Below are 17,380 nucleotides of genomic sequence, written 5' to 3' on the forward strand. Positions count from 1 at the left end.
GGCGGGGTGGTCCTAGGGTTCGTCGGATTCTGGGGCCGATTCCTTCTGGGTGCGGATGTTTTCCATCAGGAAGTGGATGGCCTTGAGGCGGCCGTTGCATTTTTCGATGCAGTTGTCGTAAAACCCCTTGGTTTTTTCGTCCCATTCGGGGACGATTTCGGAGGCGTACAGGAAGTGCTCCACGCAGATGGAAAGCTGGTCCGCTTCGCGGCGCAGGTCGTCGAGGTTTGATCTAGTGAAGAATGCCATAATGATAAAGATAAAAAAGAAAAGTCGTCCTAAGAGGTGGCTTGCACATGGTTTGGGGTGGCTTTTTTGACACTCTTACATACTAAAACGGCAAAAGAGATGAAAAAGTATGTAAGAATGTGGACGTGTGGGGGAATTCGCGTGATGCTTTACATACTAGATGTCGGAAAATGCTTTGTTAGTATGTAAAATAAACTGTTAAAAGTGCTTTTTGATTGTTAGTTTATTTGTGATTTTGCGAAAATTACATACTAAAGCCCTCCAACAGGCAAAATAGTATGTAAGGGACGTATTTTTGAACTCAAATTGATTAAATAACATATATTTAAAACATGTTGAAGAGGTTGCCTTTCATCTTGATTGCGCTGATGGCGGTTGCTGCGATGGCGGCGACTTCCGCCGTGACGGGCTCGTTCATGGATTTGCGCGATGGCCACGTCTACAAGACAGCCACAATCGGCTCGCAGACGTGGATGGCGGAGAACCTGAATTACGAAGCAGACTATAGCCGTTGCTATGGGGGCGATTATGCTGCTTGCGCCAGGGAAGGGCAGCTGTACGAATGGAAAAGTGCAATGATCGCATGTCCTGCGGGTTGGCATCTTCCGAGTAAAAGCGAATTTGAGATGTTGTTCGAAGCCGTGGGCGGGAAGTCGGTCGCAGGGAAAATGCTCAAGTCAAAACATGGTTGGCGCGACATGTCGGGCAAGGAATCGGCTGGCAACGGCACGGATGCGTTCTCGTTCTCTGCCAGTCCCGATATCAGGAGGAGCTGGGACGCGAACTTCTGGATTTCCGAGGGAGATGACAACTTTATATACTATGTAAGCCTGAGTTATTATAGCGATAGTGTGTTTATAAACTATGCAGGTAGCCTGCCGAGGATTAGCGATTCCTGGTATAACGTTCGCTGTGTCAAGGATGAATCTGCGGAGCCTTTTTCTTTCAAGAAAGACAAAGGGTTTGTCAAGTTTATTCCGGATTATATTATGCCGGATTACCGTAATGGGCATATAAAGGACTTTCGTGATGGTTTGACCTACAGGACGGTCACTATTGGCGACCAGACGTGGATGGCGGAAAACCTGAATTACGAGGCAGATGGTAGCGCTTGCTACGAAGATAGCACAAGTAATTGCGACAAGTACGGGCGCCTCTACACTTGGGGGGCGGCAAAAGACGCTTGCCCGTCAGGATGGCGCTTGCCGAAAATGAAAGAGTTCCTTACGTTGTTTGAAAATGTAGGCGGGTCATCGACCGCTGCCAAAATGCTAAAATCCAGGACAGGATGGCATTGGCATGTTTGGGAAAGCGACCATTATGTGAGTACAAAACCGATAAGAACTAGAAGGAAAAGCATAATGACGGACGGCAATGGCATAGATGCATTTTCGTTTACCGCCTTGCCCGAAAGCGATCGCGGCGAGAATGTGTGCTTCTGGAGTTCTGACGGGTTTGATTCTGAAAGCAATTTCAAGTATGCCATGACAATGGAGTATATGATGGATGAGGCGAACTACAACTCTTTCTATACCGAAGATGACTTCTTTGGAGGTCCGTATTGGTGTGCTGTCCGTTGCTTCAAGGAAAAAACTGCAAAAAAGACCAAGGAACCGTCGCCTGCAAAAGTTGAAAATGCGGTAAAATTTAAGATGGATGATTTTAGACTTGTAACGGATTATAACGTGACGGATTATCGTAGCGGGATTATGACGGATGAACGTGACGGGCAAAAATACAGGACGGTTGTCATAGGCAAGCAGACGTGGATGGCGGAAAACCTGAATTACAGGACGGAAGGAAGCTATTGCTACGATGATGACGAACTGACCTGTTTCCAGTATGGCCGCCTTTATAAATGGGAGCCAGCAACGGATGCCTGCCCAGCCGGTTGGCATCTGCCGAGCTATAAGGAAATTCTGGACTTGAAAATAGAACTGAGCCATGAAGTGTACAATGATTCGGTTTCCGCCGACATGCTCAAATCCAGGACGGGATGGAAAAGTGTGGTAGACTCGTCGGGACCGATGTGCAAGAATCTTTTGCTATGTGGAAGTGAACGGAAGGGGACGGATTTGTTCGGGTTCTCTGTGCTACCGACGGGATTCAGGGTGAGCGACAGGTTAAATAGTAAGGCAATTCTTAATCTTCTGAGAGAGATTCATTACTTGCATGCTGATGAAAAGTATGAATCGAAAAAACATAGCGATTACCGAGGCGAGGGTGAACAGGCGCTTTTCTGGACGTCCTCGGAGGTGTTTATAAGCAGGAATAAAGGAGGAAAAGTGCATCTCGCCTCTTTTGAATACAAGTATGGCGGAATTGGCCTAGAATATGGCGATAAAGATAACGGCTATTCTGTCCGCTGCGTAAAGGACTAAATTTACAGTATGAAAGTTGCGCTTTTCGGTTCGACCGGCCTGATTGGAAAAAATGTCCTGAAACTCCTGGTGCGCCTTGACCAGGTGGAGCATGTGTACTGCCCGGTACGCCGCGTGCCCGAGCCCGCCGAAACGGGAATCTTGGAAGGTGCCGCAAAAATCGATTTCGATGTGGTCGACTTTGAACAGGTGGACAAGCTGCGCGAGAAGTTTGCGGGCCTCGACGCGGCGATATGCTGCCTGGGCACGACAATCAAGCAGGCGGGCAGCAAACCCGCGCAAGAAAGGATTGATTTGAGACTCCCGCTGACGCTGGCCGCCGTCGCGAAAAAAGCCGGCGTGAAGCATTTCCTCTGCGTGAGCGCGCAGGGCGCGAATTCGCATTCGCCGTTCTTCTACAACCGCCTGAAGGGCATGCTCGAAGAAGGGCTCACCATGATGAACTTCGAGTCGCTCACGCTGGTGAGACCTTCGCTATTGCTCGGGAAACACCGCGACAAGCGCTTTGGCGAAGAATTGATGCAGAAGCTGTTCGGCGGTCACCTCGCGATTATCCCAGCAAGGATTCGCCCTGTGTTTGCGGAATCGGTCGCGGCCCACCTGGTGGCTTCGCTCCTGAAGCCGCCTTCCGACCACGTGTGCGCAAGCGACGGCGTGAAGGGCAAGCGCATCATATACAACCGCGTGCTGTCGAGTACGAATGCGGATGCTTTTTTCCGGGAGAACTGAACTTAAGGGTTTTCAACCGTTTGTGTGCATGTCCTTGTGTCGGTGTCGTAGACCGCGCACTGGGACTTCGGTATGCTCTTGTAGCTGGCGCATTTGCCGCTGTTTCCCTTGTAGCTTGTGCAACAATCGCTTGTCTTGCAACTGATTTCGTCGGGGAGCGATTCATAATCCACGTCGTTGCCGTTCTGGTCTTTGATTAATGGCGTGTCGTCGTGCATGTAGACTCCACCGGCCTCGTTCCCGGAACCGCTGCCCTGTCCATTGCCGTTGCCTCCGGACTGGCCTTCTTGTCCTTGCTGTCCTTGCTGTCCTTGCTGTTCTTGCTGTTCTTGCTGTTCTTGTTGTTCTTGTTGTTCTTGTTGCTCTTGCTGTTCTTTCTGTTTTTGTTTCTGCTCTTCTTCGTATTTTTTAATTTCGCTATCGATGTCATGGTCCTTTTCGTAGTCGCACAGCCTTACACACTCGTCGACGCTGAGGCCGCTCTGTCCCTTGTTGACTGCTAGCCTGCATTCCTGCACGTAGCACCATCCGCAGTGACCGCCCTTGATATTTCTGGGGTCGCTGGCGTGTCCCGTGGCCATTAACGCTTCGCAGTCTACCTGGCTATTGCTCGAAGAACTCTGGTTGCTGTTGGAACTCTGGGTGCTGCCGGTGCTGGACGGGGTGGGGTCGCTGGGCGGTTCTTCGTTCGTATCTTCCGGTTCTTCTTCCGTGTCGGGCGGGGTGTCGGAGGTGATTTCGGCGGTGGCTTCGCATGCGCCTACGCCCGCGTTCCCTATGTCCCAGCTGGTTGTCAGCGCGCCGCATTCGCCCGAGGAGACTAGATGCCTGTATCGGAGTTCGTGGACGTCGAGGGGTTCCAGGACTATCGACCAGGCGCTGTACGGCTGACAGTCGTTGAGCTTGGATCTGTTGAAGGCCTGCCATCCGACCATGCGTTTCCCGTTGGGCTTGAGGGCGATGGTCCCCTGGATGCAGCCTCTGTACTCGAAGTATTCGCTCTGGCCGCCGTCCGGGGCTCCGTAGCCGATGTTCTGCCAGCTGCCTACGCCGTTGTTTTCGTGCAGGTAGGTGTTCTGCAGGCTGATGTAGGTACCTGCGGCGACGGGTATTTCCGATGCCTTTGCTTTTGCGATGACGCCAAACATTTTGGGTAGGCCCACGGCTGCGAGCACGCCCAAGGCGATGATGACGACCATTACTTCGACTAGGGTAAATCCGCCCTTCTTCATCATACGAAAACTCCTTCCCGAGAAACTCGGAAAAGTAAACCGTAAGAAAAATAAAACATTGAAGGGCGGAAAAGAGCCTAGGGCTCCAAAAAAATATTCTGTTTTGCCTTAGTCCAACTTGGAATGTGGCTTTACGGTGGTTTTACGGCTAGTTTTTATTGCTGTTTCCGTTACCGTTGCCGTTACCATTGCCGTTGTTTTTGCCATTACCGTTGCCATTACCATTGTTTTTGCCGTTTCCGTTTCCGTTGCCATTACCGTTATTTTTGCCGTTGCCGTTGTTCTTGTCGTTGTCGATTTCGTTTCCGTTGTCGTTGCTTGCCGATGTGCAGGCGCTGGCGTCAATGTCGCCTATGTTCCAGCTGCTGGTAAGCGCTGCGCAATCTGGCGAAGAAACGAGCTGCTGGAAATTGGCGTTGTCGTCTGCGACGGGAACCAGGATGATAGCCCAGGAACTGTTTGCGGAACAGGAATTGAGGACGGCCACGTTCGAAGCCTGCCAGCTTGTGAGGTTGCCCCCGTCCTTTTGCAAGGTGGTGCCGGACCGGACGCAGTCCCTGTAAATGAAGTTGTTTGTCCTCCCGTTGCCGGGAGCGTAGTAGCCGATTTCTTTCCACGTGCCGACGGTGTGGTCGCTGTGAATGTGGGCGTCTTGCAGGTGGATATAGGTACCTGCGGCCGTGGGGACTTCGGCAGCCTTTGTCTTGGCCGAGAGGCCGAACAGTTTGGGCACGGCTACGGCCGCAAGGACACCCATGATGACGATGACTGCCATCAGTTCTATGAGAGTAAAACCTTTTCTTTTCGTCATGGCTGAACCCTTGCTGCGATTGTGTTTTCTATTTGAACTTTGCGAACTTAACGAGGTATTTGGCGGTCTGGACGGGCGTCTTGAGGAAGGCGCGCTTCTTGTATCCGCTCAGGGCGAACCCCTGCAATACCTTGTACAGCCCGATTTGGTCTTCGCGGTTGATGGCGAGCAGGAACCTGCGGAACTTGTATTCGAAATCGTGCGTCTTGCCGAAGCGGTCGTGGCAGCGCTTTTCGTATTGTTTCAGGAACTTCTTGCTGAGGCTCGCGGCTTCGCCGGAAGTCTCCCTCAATCCCTTGTCCACGTATTCGGCGCAGAATCGACCGGCCCTCATCGCGGCAGCGATACCACCACCCGTGAGCGGGTTGGTGTGGTGGGCGGCGTCGCCCACGAGGGCGAAGCGGTCGAGCGTGTAGTCCTTGAGCGTGCTGGAGACGGGAACGAGCCCGCCGACGGTGTGGTTGATCTTTGCGCCCGGGAAGAGCTTTTCGAGCCATTCCATGGTGACTTCGAGGATGTTGCCCGCGTGCTTGCCCGCGGCGAGGAAGCCGGCGCCGAAGTTAGTGACGTTCGACTTCTGCTTCGGGAAACTCCAGATATAGCCGTCGTTGATAAAGTCGTGGCCCTGCCAAAAGGTGAGGTAGTCGGGCTTGGTCAAAAGGCCCTGTACCTGGATGTCGACGCCCGTGCAGGTTTCGCGCGGGTTCTGTCCGCAGTCCAGGCCCACCATGCGACCGATGCGGCTTTCGACGCCATCGGCGGCGATGACCATCCTCGCAAAAATTTCCTGGGTTTCGGTTGCCGTCACGGCGCCGCACCCGTCGCCCTTGCCGAGAACGACGCGGACCATGCGCCTGTCGCCTTCGACGCCACCCACGAATTCCGCGCGTGCGCAGGTTTCAACCTGGGCTCCGTCATCGGCTGCGAGTTTCGCGAGCCACGGGTCGAAAATTTCGCGATTGAGCATGATGCCCGTATTCGGTTTCGGGACTTCGATGTTCACGCCGTTCGGGCCGTAGATGTAGAGCCCGTTGATAATGGTTTCTATGCAGCTCTCGTCGATGGGGCCGTAGGTCTGTAGGTCGGCCAGCGTGGTGCTCGCCTCCCCGCAACGTACCGGGAAGCCGATGCGTTCGCGTTTTTCGAGGAGCAATACCTTGTGCCCCGCCCGTGCGAGGTTCCTTGCGGCAACGGAACCGCCGGGCCCCGCGCCAATCACCACGACATCGTAATTGGAATCAAGCATCGTTTGCCTCCGTAATCTTGAGCGCACCGACGGGGCACGCCTTTGCGCAGATGCCGCACTTGATGCACTTTTCGCTGTCGATTTGCAGGTCGAGGCCGTACATGTCAAGCGCCATCTTGGGGCACAGGCCTACACAGCCCGCGCAGGCGAGACAAACCTTTCTGTCGTGGACGAGAGTTTTCATTACTGCAGAATATACAAAAATGCAGACAGTGCGTGTTTATCGGTGACCCCGGAACTGCGCCCGGGAGACATTGGGTGATAAACATCTACTGTTTTTGCATCTCGTAGTAGGCCATGAGCCATGCCTTGAGGCGGGCCCAGTCCTTCTCGCTTGCATTTAGAATGCGGCTGTCGGGCTCGTAGATGAACAGGTCTTCGAGTGCGAAGTCACCGACCTGGATCCCGGCGAAGCCGTCATAGAACTTTTCTCCGAGTTTCATGTCGGTGCTGTGCACGGTTTCGCCGTCGATGGCAATGGCGATATGCTTCCAGTAGATGATGAAAGAAACGTGGTGGCGCTTGCCGTCCAACGCCTTGGATTTCCCGTAGATGCGCGTGTCCAGGGAATCCACGCCCGAGAACACCTGGGCGCAGATATTTTCCGGGTCCTTTTCGCACGGGGCAATCTTGAACCCGGCGGAATCGTTGCCTGCGGAAAGGATGAACTTCTGGCTGGCGGCGCTGTCTTCACTTGCGAAGCTGCCCGCGTCTGCGGTTATCCAGAAACTGATGCCGATGCTGCTGTCCTGCGTGTCGTATTCTCCCTCGATGGTGCACCCGTCGTCAACGGACCACTTGGGAGAATTGTACATGACGCAGACTCTACCAACATAATGGTGTTTTGCAAATAGGCTGTCGTCAAATGAAGTTCCGGGCTGGGCCGCGGCATCCATGTGATAACTGAAGAACCAGTAGTCGGAACCGCTTACAATGCCATTGCCGAGCCAGCGGGCCTTCGTGCTGTCCTTGCCCAGGGTATCGATCATGTACCAGAGCCTGTTCGTCTGCGTTTCGTTTGCAACGTTCGCGTAATAGAATGTGTTTCCGTGCTCGTCTACGAGGCGGTCGGACTTTTGGGGATCCTTCACCATGACGGGTACGGGCAGGTTGACAATTTGGGGCTCGAGCCCGAGCGAATCCATGAACTTGACGACCTTCGTGGGGAGGGCGAACTTGGTGGAATCGAAGGGGTAGCCCGAAGTGCTGCTGCCCATGAAGTAGGTCTGACCCGCGAGTATTTCGTGATGGAAGAGTCTGTTCGATGCGTACTTGCTGTCCCACGCATACATTTCCTGGAGGGTCCCTACGGGAACATCCGTGATGGTGATGAAGCCTTTTTCCCTGTCGGCATCGGTTATCGTGGCGCAGATGAAGGTTCCGCCGAAGCAGATGGAATCGATCTTGTCGGTGGTGCGGTCAAGGTAGTTTGTGTACAATACGACTGTTGCGGGGGCGCCTGCCTCGATGTCGATGTCCAGGGAATCCTCGTGGTTCATGTCGTTGAACGTTCTGCTGATGCCGAGCAGGGGAGCGTCCTTTGTTCCGGCCTTGGCGAGCAGGCGGACTATGTAGCAGTTGTCGTGCTTGTTGAATTCCGTACAGCCGACAATTTTCCCGAAGGAGAACTTTCCGTCGGCGTCGGCTTCGGTGGAGTCGCGCACGATGGTGTGGTGGTTGGAATCCAGTTCGGTGAACAGCACGCGTGCATAGGCGATTGGCGTGCCTTCCGGATCCTTGACGGTGCCGGCGAGGTACACGGATGCCGTCTGTCCCGATTCCGTTTCGGTGATGACGCCCGCAGTGTCCGTGCCGTTGCTGCAAGCCATAAACGACAGCAGTGCCGCCGCACCAAAAAAGAATACACTATTAAACTTCATCATTCTAGTCATAAAAACCTCTTCTGGATCCTTCGACTTCGCTGCGCTCCGCTCAGGATGACTACGTCACTCCAAATTCGAAAACAGGTGAATGTTCATCTGGTAGACGCCGTCGGCCTTTTCCTTGTCTTCGCCGATGATGCGCCTTGCCTTCGCCTTGAATTCCTGCAGTTCCGCTTCGAGTTGCTTGTACGCCTCGCTCGAGATGCTGAACGTGAGCGTGCTCATTACTGTCGGTTTTTTGGGCGGCGTGATGAGTGCCTGCTTCGATAGTTCGAAGCACTGCAATTGGTATTGCTTGATGAGTTCCGCGTTGTTGTACGGCCCGCTGCTGATGCTTTCTCGGGTCGGTTTCCAGAATCCGTCCGCGTTTTTGCGCGCAAGCCCGAGACGTTCCAACAGGGCGAGAGAATCCTTCAACTTTCCGAGCGGGACCTTCGGGAAAATTCTCTTTTGCACGGGCGCCATGTCGTCGCCCACGTCCATCGCGTCGAGGATGGCGAAGAGCGCGCTGTGGTACCAGCGGCTGTAATACTCGTAGGCGTCCTCGTTCAGGATGTGCTGCGGGTTCGGGTGCAGTTTCAGCAGTTCCTGCATCGCGGCGTTGCGTGCGGAATCGTTTTTGGCCTGGTCGAGTTTTACCATCGTCTCGAAATACTTCGCCTCTTTCTTGTCGAGTTCGAGGATTTCGATGAACTTGGCCACCATGCGGGGGGAAACCTTCTTGCCCCTGAGAACATCGGCAAAGTAGCTGCGGCTCTTTTCTAGCCCGAGCAGGTTGCAGATTTCGGTGCGCGTGAAGCTCGGCTCCGCCTTTGTGCGGGCCGCCTGGTATTCTTCCAGGAACTTGCGGAAATGCGTAAATTGATAAATGTCTAAAAAGCGGTTCACGCTTCAAATATACATAATTTTTGCTAAAAATGTATTTGTTTTTTGAGAACATTGTTTTTGCCGTATATTTGTATATATTTGGATTATGCGAAATTCCAATAACATAACGCTTGGACTGCTTGCTTTTGTGGGTGTCGCTCTGATTGCAATCGGAGTGACGTCTATTGCTACGCAGGGGAGCAAGCCTGAAAAAACAGTTTATTCCGCGGAAACGAAAAACGTGTTCATGAAGAGCTGTACGCGGATGGAAAGCGAACAGGTTTGCGGGTGCGCTCTTGGTAGGTTGCAGCAGAAATACGGCGAATCCGAATATTTGAAATACGAGGCCGATTACCAAAAAAACAGGGAGTCTCCGGAATACAACTCCTTTTTGAAATCGGCTCTCGATGAATGTTATTCAAAATTCGCAAACGGGAAAAATAACGCAGGGAGACGTGCCGGAGGAATCTGCGATAGCGAACGGTGCATCAACGGCGACGGCTCCGTTGTCGACCGCAGCGTTGATAAGGGGACAGGAAATGGCCGCACTTCTGGTGATATTATGGCGGTGGTACGCTTGCGTTTGAAGGAATTGCGCGTCGTCTACAATGAGCATCTGAAAAAAAGGAAGTTCCAAGGCCGTGTGGTCTTGAAGTTCACGATTGCTCCGGACGGCAAGGTGATAAATATTTCCATAGAATCGTCCACGACCGGCTACGACAAATTCGATGAGCGTATCAAGGACGCTGTCGCTTCTTGGGAGTTTAACAAGGTGACGAGCGGTAATACCACTGTGACCATACCTTTTACATTCTCTGAATGATTCTTTTGGGGTGGATTTATTTATATTGATGATGATGAATTCCTGCAAAAAAATAGTGGCCGTTCTGGTCTGTGCCTTGGCTGCGCTGCCTTTTGCGCGCCCGGCTAGCATGGCCGTACAGACGGTGCAGAATAAGGACGGGAGCTCGGTTTCTATCCGTCATTTTGGCGATGAACATTACCATTATACCGAAACTGCCGATGGATACCTGGTTACGGGTGCGGATGGAAATTACGTGTACGTAGACGCCTCGGGCAAGGCGAGTTCGGTAGTCGCGAAAAACGCGGTGGACCGCAGCGCCGACGATGTAAAATTCCTTGAGGGGCTGGATCAGGAGGCTGCCCGGAAGAACCACAAAGAATTGAACGGGGGCCGATTTCCCGATACCGAAGAAATCTCGGGAGGACTGAATTTCGAGCACGTTCCCGTGATGTACAGCCGGGATGCGAAACCTGCTCGGCTGGCGAGGCCTAAGCCGCAGAAGTGGGTGACGGGCGAGCGTTGGATTCCTGTGTTGCTTGTGGGGACTACGGACAAGGCGCATGGCGATTCCGCGGAATTCCATGCATTTTTGAACCAGGAAGGCTACAGCAAGGACGGCAATGTCGGAAGCCTCCGCGACTATTACCTGTATTCTTCGGGCGGCAAGTTCAACCCGCATTTCGATGTGTATCCGGTAAATATCAATGCTTCGCTGACCAGTTTCGGGTCGGGCGACCGCTTTAGCGAAGGGGAATTCTTGTCGGAAGGCGTGAAGGTGTTGACCCGGCGTGCCGACTTCCTCGCGAAGGCGGATAAGTACTGCTCGGAAGACAAAAAGGTGGACGGGTTCATATTCCTGTTCCCGGGAATGGAAGAGGATGCGCTCAAGCAGAGCAGCCTGTTCTGGGGACATGCGTACCAGATGTCGGCGAACGGCTCGGTGACGGATCCGTTTTCGATGACCTACAAGTCCAACGGGTACGTCTTTGACAAGTACCTCTTTATCGCGCAGTACGATGACGGAAGCCACAATTCCAAGATAAACATGATGGGCATTTTCGCGCACGAGTTCAGCCATGTGCTGGGCCTGATGGACCATTATTACAAGCCCAGCGGAGGCCAGATGCTCTCCGGGCCGGAAAATTACGACATCATGTCGCTCGGGATGTACAACGGTACGAGCTGGAACGCGGGCAATATCCCTGCCGCTTTTTCGGCTTTCGAGAGGGAAGCCATGGGCTGGCTTACGCTGACCGAGATTTCGAAGGAAGATTCCGTCTATGGCCTGAAAAGGCTGGCAGACATGCAGGCGTATTCGGTTACGAACCCGAACCAAAACGACGAGTACTATATAGTGGAATATCGTCCGTCCGAAAAGTTCGATTCCAAGTTGGGCGGCGGAAAATACGACGATGCGGTGCTTGTCTGGTATATCGATTACGACAAAGGTATGTACGTCGAGCAGAACGCCATCAACAGGGATCCCAATCACCAGCGTATCGCAGTGAAGGATATCGTGAAGTCGGGGGCGAATTCCAAGAATTTTACGTTCGTCAATGGCGGCGGGAAGGCGAAAGTTTCAGGCGTCTACAACGTCCGTTTCGAAGGGAAGGAACACGCATGCTTCACGCCCAATGCCTCGCGCCGCATAGGGGAGTGTCCCGTAGAATCCAGTTCGTCTGAGAAAAGTTCCAGCAGCATGGCGTATTCTTCCGTTGCCGGGAGTTCTTCTTCGGTGGTTGCGATTGCCGCCGCGGTCGCCGTGGATCCGCGGGTGCGTATCTCTGTTTCGGGCCGTACGCTCGATGTGTTCGCGCATGTCGCGGGCGAAAAGAACGTGCGCCTGTTCGACATGCAGGGCAATCTCCTTGCCGCTTACCGCTTTGCGGGAGAGTCGTTCTCGCATGACCTTTCGGGGCTTGCTTTTGGGGCATACATTGTGCGCGTCGATGCCGGCAAAGGCCTCTCGGAACGGGTGCGTGTTGTAATGCATTGATAGTCACCGAATTACGCTACTCCGTATCAAATTCGTGATGGTTTTGTAACGCTCCAATCGGGTGCGATTTCGCCCGAGTTTTGGCGTTTTTTTCTATCTTTACACGCGCATTTTACGAGGTACCCTCTATGACAGCTGAGGCAGAAAAGCCAAACATCATAACATCGTCCCTGGACTTTATAGTCAACTGGGGCAGGACCAATTCCCTTTGGCCGTTCCCTTACGGTACGGCATGTTGTGCTATCGAATTCATGAGTACGGAAGTGGGTCGTTACGACCTTTCCCGCATTGGTTCAGAATACGTGCGTTTTACGCCGCGTCAGTCCGACGTGCTCCTGGTTGCAGGTACGATTACCTACAAGCAGGCCCCGATTTTGAAGCGCATCTACGAGCAGATGGCGGAACCGCGCTGGGTTATCGCGATGGGCGCTTGCGCCTGCTCCGGCGGCTTCTATGACTGCTACTGCACGGTTCCGGGCATTGACCACATCATCCCGGTGGATGTGTATATCGGCGGCTGCCCCTCTCGTCCGGAAGCGTTCTTCGATGCGATGTTCGACCTTCAGAAGAAGATCAAGGACGAATCCTACATGAAGCAGCGTGCCGAACGCGTCAAGGAACAGCTCGAGATGATCAAGGCGAAGACTGCCGAGGCCAAGGCCAACGCTCAGGAATTCGCCCACGAGAAGGTCTCGGAATTCAAGGGTTTTGTGAAGGAAAAAGAGCAGAACCTTGTGAAAAAAGCCCAATTCTGGAAGGAGTAGAAGATGAAGACTGCAGAAGAAATCTTCACCGCCCTGGAAGAGAAATTCGGTGCCAAGAGAGAAACGCTCGACAAGTGGGGCGTGACCGCAATCGTGAGCGCGGGCTACCTGCGCAACGTGGTGCAGTTCCTCAAGGACGAAGCCGATGTGAAACTCGACATGCTCGTGGACATCGCGGGCATTGACTACCTGACTTACCCGAACCACGAAGGCCCGCGTTTTGCGGTTTCTTATTCCTTCAAGAGCACTTCGAATCCGGGACTGCGCTTCCGTCTTAAGGTGCTGGTCTCCGAGGACAGCCTGAAGGTGCCTACGCTGTGCGGCCTCTATGCGAACGCCAACTGGTACGAGCGCGAAGTGTTCGACCAGTTCGGAATTGTGTTCGAAGGCCACCCGGACCTCCGCCGCCTGTTGAACCACGTTGAATTTGTCGGTCACCCGCTCCGCAAGGATTACCCCGCGCAGAAGCGCCAGTGGCTCTCCACCAACGACTACCTGCTCCCGGCCCTCGAGAAGCGCCTGGAAGACCTCGGTTACCGGGTCGTCCAGCGTAGCAAGGAAGTCGGGACCAACGACAACGAATTTTTGGAAGGGAGTATCAAAGAATGATCGTACTGGATCCTAATGGCGAAAAGCTGAACTTGATGCCCTTGAACGTGGGCCCGAGCCACCCGGCCACTCACGGCTGCTTGCGCTTTTTGGCCGCCATGGACGGCGAAACCATCGTCGCTAGCGTGGAAGAAATCGGCTACCTGCACCGCGGGTTCGAGAAAATGGTGGAACGCGGCACCTGGCAGCAGGTGATTCCCTATACCGACCGCCTCAACTACTGCTCGGCCATCATGAACAACATCGCGTTCTGCCGCGCGGTGGAAACGATGTTCGGCGTGGAAATCACGGAACGCGCGAAAGTGCTCCGCGTGATTGTGAACGAACTATCCCGTATAAACGACCACTTCGTGTGCGTCGCGGCTGCCTTCCAGGATTTGGGCGGCACCACCCCGTTCATGTACGCGTTCAACCCGCGTGAAGAAATCATGTGCATCTGGGAAAAGCTCACGGGTGCGCGCCTTACCAACAGCTATGCCCGTATCGGCGGCCTCTACCGCGACAGCTACGAAGGCTTCGAGGCCGACGTGCTCGCCGCTCTCGACTCTACTGAGAAGGCCTTGAAGGACCTGCACGCCTGCTTGGATAGGAACCGCATCTTCCTCGACCGTACGGTGGGCATCGGCAAGATTTCTGCAGAGAAGGCCATCAGCTACGGCTGGACGGGCCCGTGCCTGCGCGCCTCCGGTGTTGCAAGCGACCTCCGCAAGGACGAACCCTATTACGATTACGAGACCTACGACTGGGAAGTCGTGGTTGGCACGCAGGGCGACTGCAATGACCGCCTGCAGGTGCGTCTCGCCGAAATCGAAGAATCCGTGAAGATCGTGCGCCAGGCCCTGTTGCGCCTTACGCCAGGGCCGGTCGACATCGTCGACCCACGCATCCGCGTGCCGGCGCACAAGCTCGCTTACCAGGATATGGAAGGCCTTATCGGGCGCTTCAAGAGCGTGTACGAAGGCATCCGCGTTCCCGAGGGCGAATACTACTGCGGTAGCGAATGTGCGAACGGCGAACTCGGTTTCACGATTGTTTCTGACGGCAGCGGCCATCCGTACCGCATCAAGGTGCGTCCGCCTTGCCTCACGCAGTTTGCCGCGTTCCACGACCTCGTGGAAGGTGGTCAGCTTGCCGACTCCATGGCCGTACTTTCGGGCCTCAACATTATCGCTGGAGAACTTGACCGATGAGAGATCACATTACTGGTGCTGTTCAGTTTGTCTCCAATAACCGCCTGAAGTTCGACGGTCCGACGCAGTCTATCGACGCGCTTCCGGATCCGGGCCAGACTTTCGGCTACGTGAACAAGGCCGTGCCGCAGCCCGAGCCGAAGGAAGTGCTCGCTAAGCTCGACACTCCCGAAATCAAGGAACGTTGCGCCGATCTGCTCAGCCGCTACCCGGTGGGCCAGGGCGCTCTCCTCGAAGTGCTGTGGCTCGTGCAGGGCGTGTTCGGCTGGGTTCCGACCGAAGGTATCCGCTGGGCTGCTAACGTTTGCGGTTGCGCTCCGGCACACGCGCTCGGTGTCGCGACTTTCTACACGATGTACAACCACGCTCCGAAGGGCAAGTTCCTGCTGCAGTTCTGCCGCAACATCAGCTGCGCCATCAAGGGCGCTCAGCCGCTCATCAAGTACGTGGAAAACAAGCTCGGCGTGAAGACGGGCGAGACCACTCCCGACGGGCTCTTTACCGTGCTTCAGGTGGAATGCCTGGGCAGTTGCGGAAACGGCCCGATGATGCTGGTGAACGATGACTTCGCCACCGACGTGGTCGATGGTCAGCTCAAGATGAAGCGCGGTACGACTCTTACCGAAGCAAGCATCGACCGCATTATCGACTGGTGCCGTGCGCATGTGAACGACATGCCGAAGCACGACGTGCTGGGCGGTATCGTGAAGGGCCACTGCGGCCACCCCGGTGCTCCGGGCGCTACGGCGAAGCCGCAGGTTGCCGACTACGCTCCTCCTTCTCCGGTTTTGAACGTGAAGGCCGAAGCCGATGAAAGCGGCGCTACCCTCACATGGAAGGGCGCTCCCGAGTTCACGAAGATCGTGGTGGAAAAGAAGAACGGCTCTTCTTGGGTCGCTGTCGGTGAACCCGGCGTGAAGGACAAGGCTTTCGTGGACGCTGCCGGCAAGGTCGGCGACGTGTACCGCATGATTGCCACTTCCGGCGAACGTACGGCGAAACCTTCGAATGAAGCCGTGACCACCCAGAAGCCGGCTCCGGTCGAGGAGGCTAAGTAATTATGGCAGAATGTGTAAAAGTTTGTACAGCGAATTTCGGCAAGGGCGCCCAGGACATTGAAGTCTACAAGAAGCTGGGCGGCTACGCGAATATTTCGGAACGCCTGTTCAACATGAGCCAGTTCGAGCTCATCGACTACGTGCAGCGCTCTAACCTGCGCGGCCGTGGTGGTGCGGGCTTCCCGACCGGCATGAAGTGGAGCTTCGTGCCCCGCAATTCCGGCAAGCCCGTGTACATCGTGGTGAACGCTGACGAAGGCGAAGGCGGTACGTTCAAGGACCACTTCCTGATGATGGAAGATCCGCACCGTCTTATCGAAGGCTTGATCATTGCGGCATGGGCCCTCGGTTCCCGCGCGGCATACATCTACTGCCGTGGCGAATTCCTGCCCTGCATCGAAAGCATCAACAAGGCCTTGAACCAGGCATACGCTGCCGGTTACCTCGGCGAAAACATTTGCGGCACGAAGTTCTGCTTTGACATCTTCGTGCATCGCGGCGCCGGTGCCTACATCTGCGGTGAAGAAACTGCTCTTATCAACTCGCTCGAAGGCCAGAAGGGTCAGCCCCGCCTGAAGCCGCCTTTCCCGGCGGTGAGCGGCGCCTGGAAATCCCCGACCTGCGTGAACAACGTGGAAACCATCATGGCTCTCCCGTGGATTCTGCAGCACGACCCGAGCGAATACGCCAAGATGGGTACGCCCCGTGCCGGCGGCACGAAGGTGTTCTGCATCTCCGGCGACGTGAAGAACCCGGGCGTGTACGAGGCTCCTCTCGGAACCCCGATGATGACGATGATTAACGAATATGCCGGCGGTGTCGCGGGCGGAAACCTGAAGGCGGTTTTGCCGGGTGGTTCTTCTTGCGCTCCGCTGAATGCGGGCGAATGCGCCGTGGCCACGATGGACTACGAATGCCTCGCCTCGATGAAGACGATGTTCGGTTCGGGCGCCATGATCGTGATCAACGATACGCACAACATGGCCGAACTCCTGAACGTGCTTGGCAACTTCTACAGCCACGAATCTTGCGGCCAGTGCACTCCGTGCCGCGAAGGTACGGGCCTGTTGCACCGCATTCTGAACCAGATTGTGGAAGGCAAGGGCCACGACGGCGACGTGGAACTGATGCAGAGCCTCTCTGGCGGCTTTGGCGGCGTGACGATTTGCCCGCTGTCCATTTCGCTCGGTGGCCCGGTTTCAAGCTACACGGCGAAGTTCAGAGCCGACTTCGATGAATTAATCGCAAAGAACCCCGACCACGCCAAGCCGCGTGTTCAGGATAACTATCGTCCTGGAATTTTCTGGTAATAATATGAGTAACTACTACAACATGCCGAAACTCCCGACCGAGAACAGCCCGAAGGTGGAAATCTTCGTGGACGACAAGCCGGTGATGGTTCCTGGCGATACGAACCTGCTCGAGGCCCTCAAGGCTGTCGGGATTGAAACTCCTCACGTATGTTACCATCCTTACCTGCCGGTATCGGGTAACTGCCGCCAGTGCTTGGTGGAACAGGAAGGCCCCCGCGGCCGCATGCTCGTGATTGCATGCTACACG

16 protein-coding genes and 1 pseudogene are annotated in these 17,380 nt (G+C 54.8%); 10 read left to right on the forward strand and 7 right to left on the reverse strand.

The annotated features are described in order from the left end of the window. Positions 1-12 precede the first annotated feature (12 nt). On the reverse strand, positions 13-249 hold the full coding sequence (locus IK012_RS07480; RefSeq protein WP_290952607.1) for a hypothetical protein: 237 nt from the start codon (positions 247-249) through the stop codon (positions 13-15). A gap of 332 nt (positions 250-581) precedes the next feature. Between IK012_RS07480 and IK012_RS07485 the strand changes: the two genes are divergently transcribed. Together IK012_RS07485 and IK012_RS07490 are read left to right on the forward strand one after the other, a co-directional pair. Then, positions 582-2,630, forward strand: coding sequence for a fibrobacter succinogenes major paralogous domain-containing protein (locus tag IK012_RS07485; RefSeq protein ID WP_290952610.1), 2,049 nt, complete (start codon positions 582-584; stop codon positions 2,628-2,630). A gap of 9 nt (positions 2,631-2,639) precedes the next feature. Continuing rightward, complete coding sequence (locus tag IK012_RS07490) at positions 2,640-3,359, forward strand: NAD(P)H-binding protein (RefSeq protein WP_290952613.1); 720 nt, start codon at positions 2,640-2,642, stop codon at positions 3,357-3,359. Positions 3,360-3,361: 2 nt separating this feature from the next. Here the strand turns inward: IK012_RS07490 and IK012_RS07495 are convergent, their stop codons facing one another. From IK012_RS07495 to IK012_RS07520, 6 genes are all read right to left on the reverse strand, one after another. Further along, positions 3,362-4,594: a type II secretion system protein gene (locus IK012_RS07495; RefSeq protein WP_290952616.1), complete on the reverse strand. Its 1,233-nt coding sequence runs from the start codon at positions 4,592-4,594 to the stop codon at positions 3,362-3,364. Between the two features lie 145 nt (positions 4,595-4,739). After that, positions 4,740-5,402, reverse strand: a complete 663-nt coding sequence (locus tag IK012_RS07500) for a type II secretion system protein (RefSeq protein WP_290952618.1) — start codon at positions 5,400-5,402, stop codon at positions 4,740-4,742. Positions 5,403-5,430: 28 nt separating this feature from the next. Further along, entirely contained in the window at positions 5,431-6,648 is a 1,218-nt protein-coding gene (locus IK012_RS07505; protein WP_290952621.1) for an NAD(P)/FAD-dependent oxidoreductase, read from the reverse strand. Beyond that, positions 6,641-6,832 carry a 4Fe-4S binding protein gene (locus tag IK012_RS07510; protein ID WP_290952624.1) on the reverse strand — a complete coding sequence of 64 codons (192 nt, stop codon included), beginning with the start codon at positions 6,830-6,832 and terminating at the stop codon, positions 6,641-6,643. The genes IK012_RS07505 and IK012_RS07510 overlap by 8 nt, the downstream gene beginning before the upstream one ends. Positions 6,833-6,917: 85 nt before the next feature. Then, positions 6,918-8,540 carry a hypothetical protein gene (locus IK012_RS07515; protein WP_290952628.1) on the reverse strand — a complete coding sequence of 541 codons (1,623 nt, stop codon included), beginning with the start codon at positions 8,538-8,540 and terminating at the stop codon, positions 6,918-6,920. A gap of 54 nt (positions 8,541-8,594) precedes the next feature. Continuing rightward, positions 8,595-9,419 (reverse strand): TIGR02147 family protein, encoded by an 825-nt coding sequence (locus tag IK012_RS07520; RefSeq protein WP_290952630.1) that lies wholly within the window; start codon positions 9,417-9,419, stop codon positions 8,595-8,597. Positions 9,420-9,504: 85 nt separating this feature from the next. Here IK012_RS07520 and IK012_RS07525 point away from each other — a divergent pair, with 85 nt between their 5' ends. The 8 genes and pseudogenes from IK012_RS07525 to IK012_RS07560 form a co-directional block, all read left to right on the forward strand. Continuing rightward, a complete protein-coding gene (locus IK012_RS07525; protein WP_290952633.1) occupies positions 9,505-10,221 on the forward strand; it encodes an AgmX/PglI C-terminal domain-containing protein in 717 nt (238 codons plus the stop codon). A 34-nt stretch (positions 10,222-10,255) separates the two neighbouring features. Beyond that, positions 10,256-12,199, forward strand: a complete 1,944-nt coding sequence (locus tag IK012_RS07530; RefSeq protein ID WP_290952636.1) for an immune inhibitor A domain-containing protein — start codon at positions 10,256-10,258, stop codon at positions 12,197-12,199. A gap of 128 nt (positions 12,200-12,327) precedes the next feature. Continuing rightward, positions 12,328-12,807: pseudogene (locus tag IK012_RS07535) on the forward strand (NADH-quinone oxidoreductase subunit B); the annotation flags it as partial. Positions 12,808-12,966: 159 nt separating this feature from the next. Beyond that, a complete protein-coding gene (locus IK012_RS07540) occupies positions 12,967-13,572 on the forward strand; it encodes an NADH-quinone oxidoreductase subunit C (RefSeq protein ID WP_290952643.1) in 606 nt (201 codons plus the stop codon). Next, positions 13,569-14,762, forward strand: a complete 1,194-nt coding sequence (locus IK012_RS07545) for an NADH-quinone oxidoreductase subunit D (RefSeq protein ID WP_173379146.1) — start codon at positions 13,569-13,571, stop codon at positions 14,760-14,762. The genes IK012_RS07540 and IK012_RS07545 overlap by 4 nt, the downstream gene beginning before the upstream one ends. After that, positions 14,759-15,820, forward strand: a complete 1,062-nt coding sequence (locus IK012_RS07550; protein WP_173344062.1) for an NAD(P)H-dependent oxidoreductase subunit E — start codon at positions 14,759-14,761, stop codon at positions 15,818-15,820. Before IK012_RS07545 ends, IK012_RS07550 begins: the two co-directional genes overlap by 4 nt. Positions 15,821-15,822: 2 nt before the next feature. Next, positions 15,823-17,130, forward strand: a complete 1,308-nt coding sequence (nuoF, locus tag IK012_RS07555; RefSeq protein ID WP_290952650.1) for an NADH-quinone oxidoreductase subunit NuoF — start codon at positions 15,823-15,825, stop codon at positions 17,128-17,130. A 4-nt stretch (positions 17,131-17,134) separates the two neighbouring features. Continuing rightward, positions 17,135-17,380, forward strand: a 246-nt coding sequence (locus IK012_RS07560) for a 2Fe-2S iron-sulfur cluster-binding protein (RefSeq protein WP_290952653.1), incomplete at its 3' end; no start/stop codon positions are given.

The organism is Fibrobacter sp., assembly GCF_017551775.1.
Taxonomy (GTDB): Bacteria; Fibrobacterota; Fibrobacteria; order Fibrobacterales; family Fibrobacteraceae; genus Fibrobacter.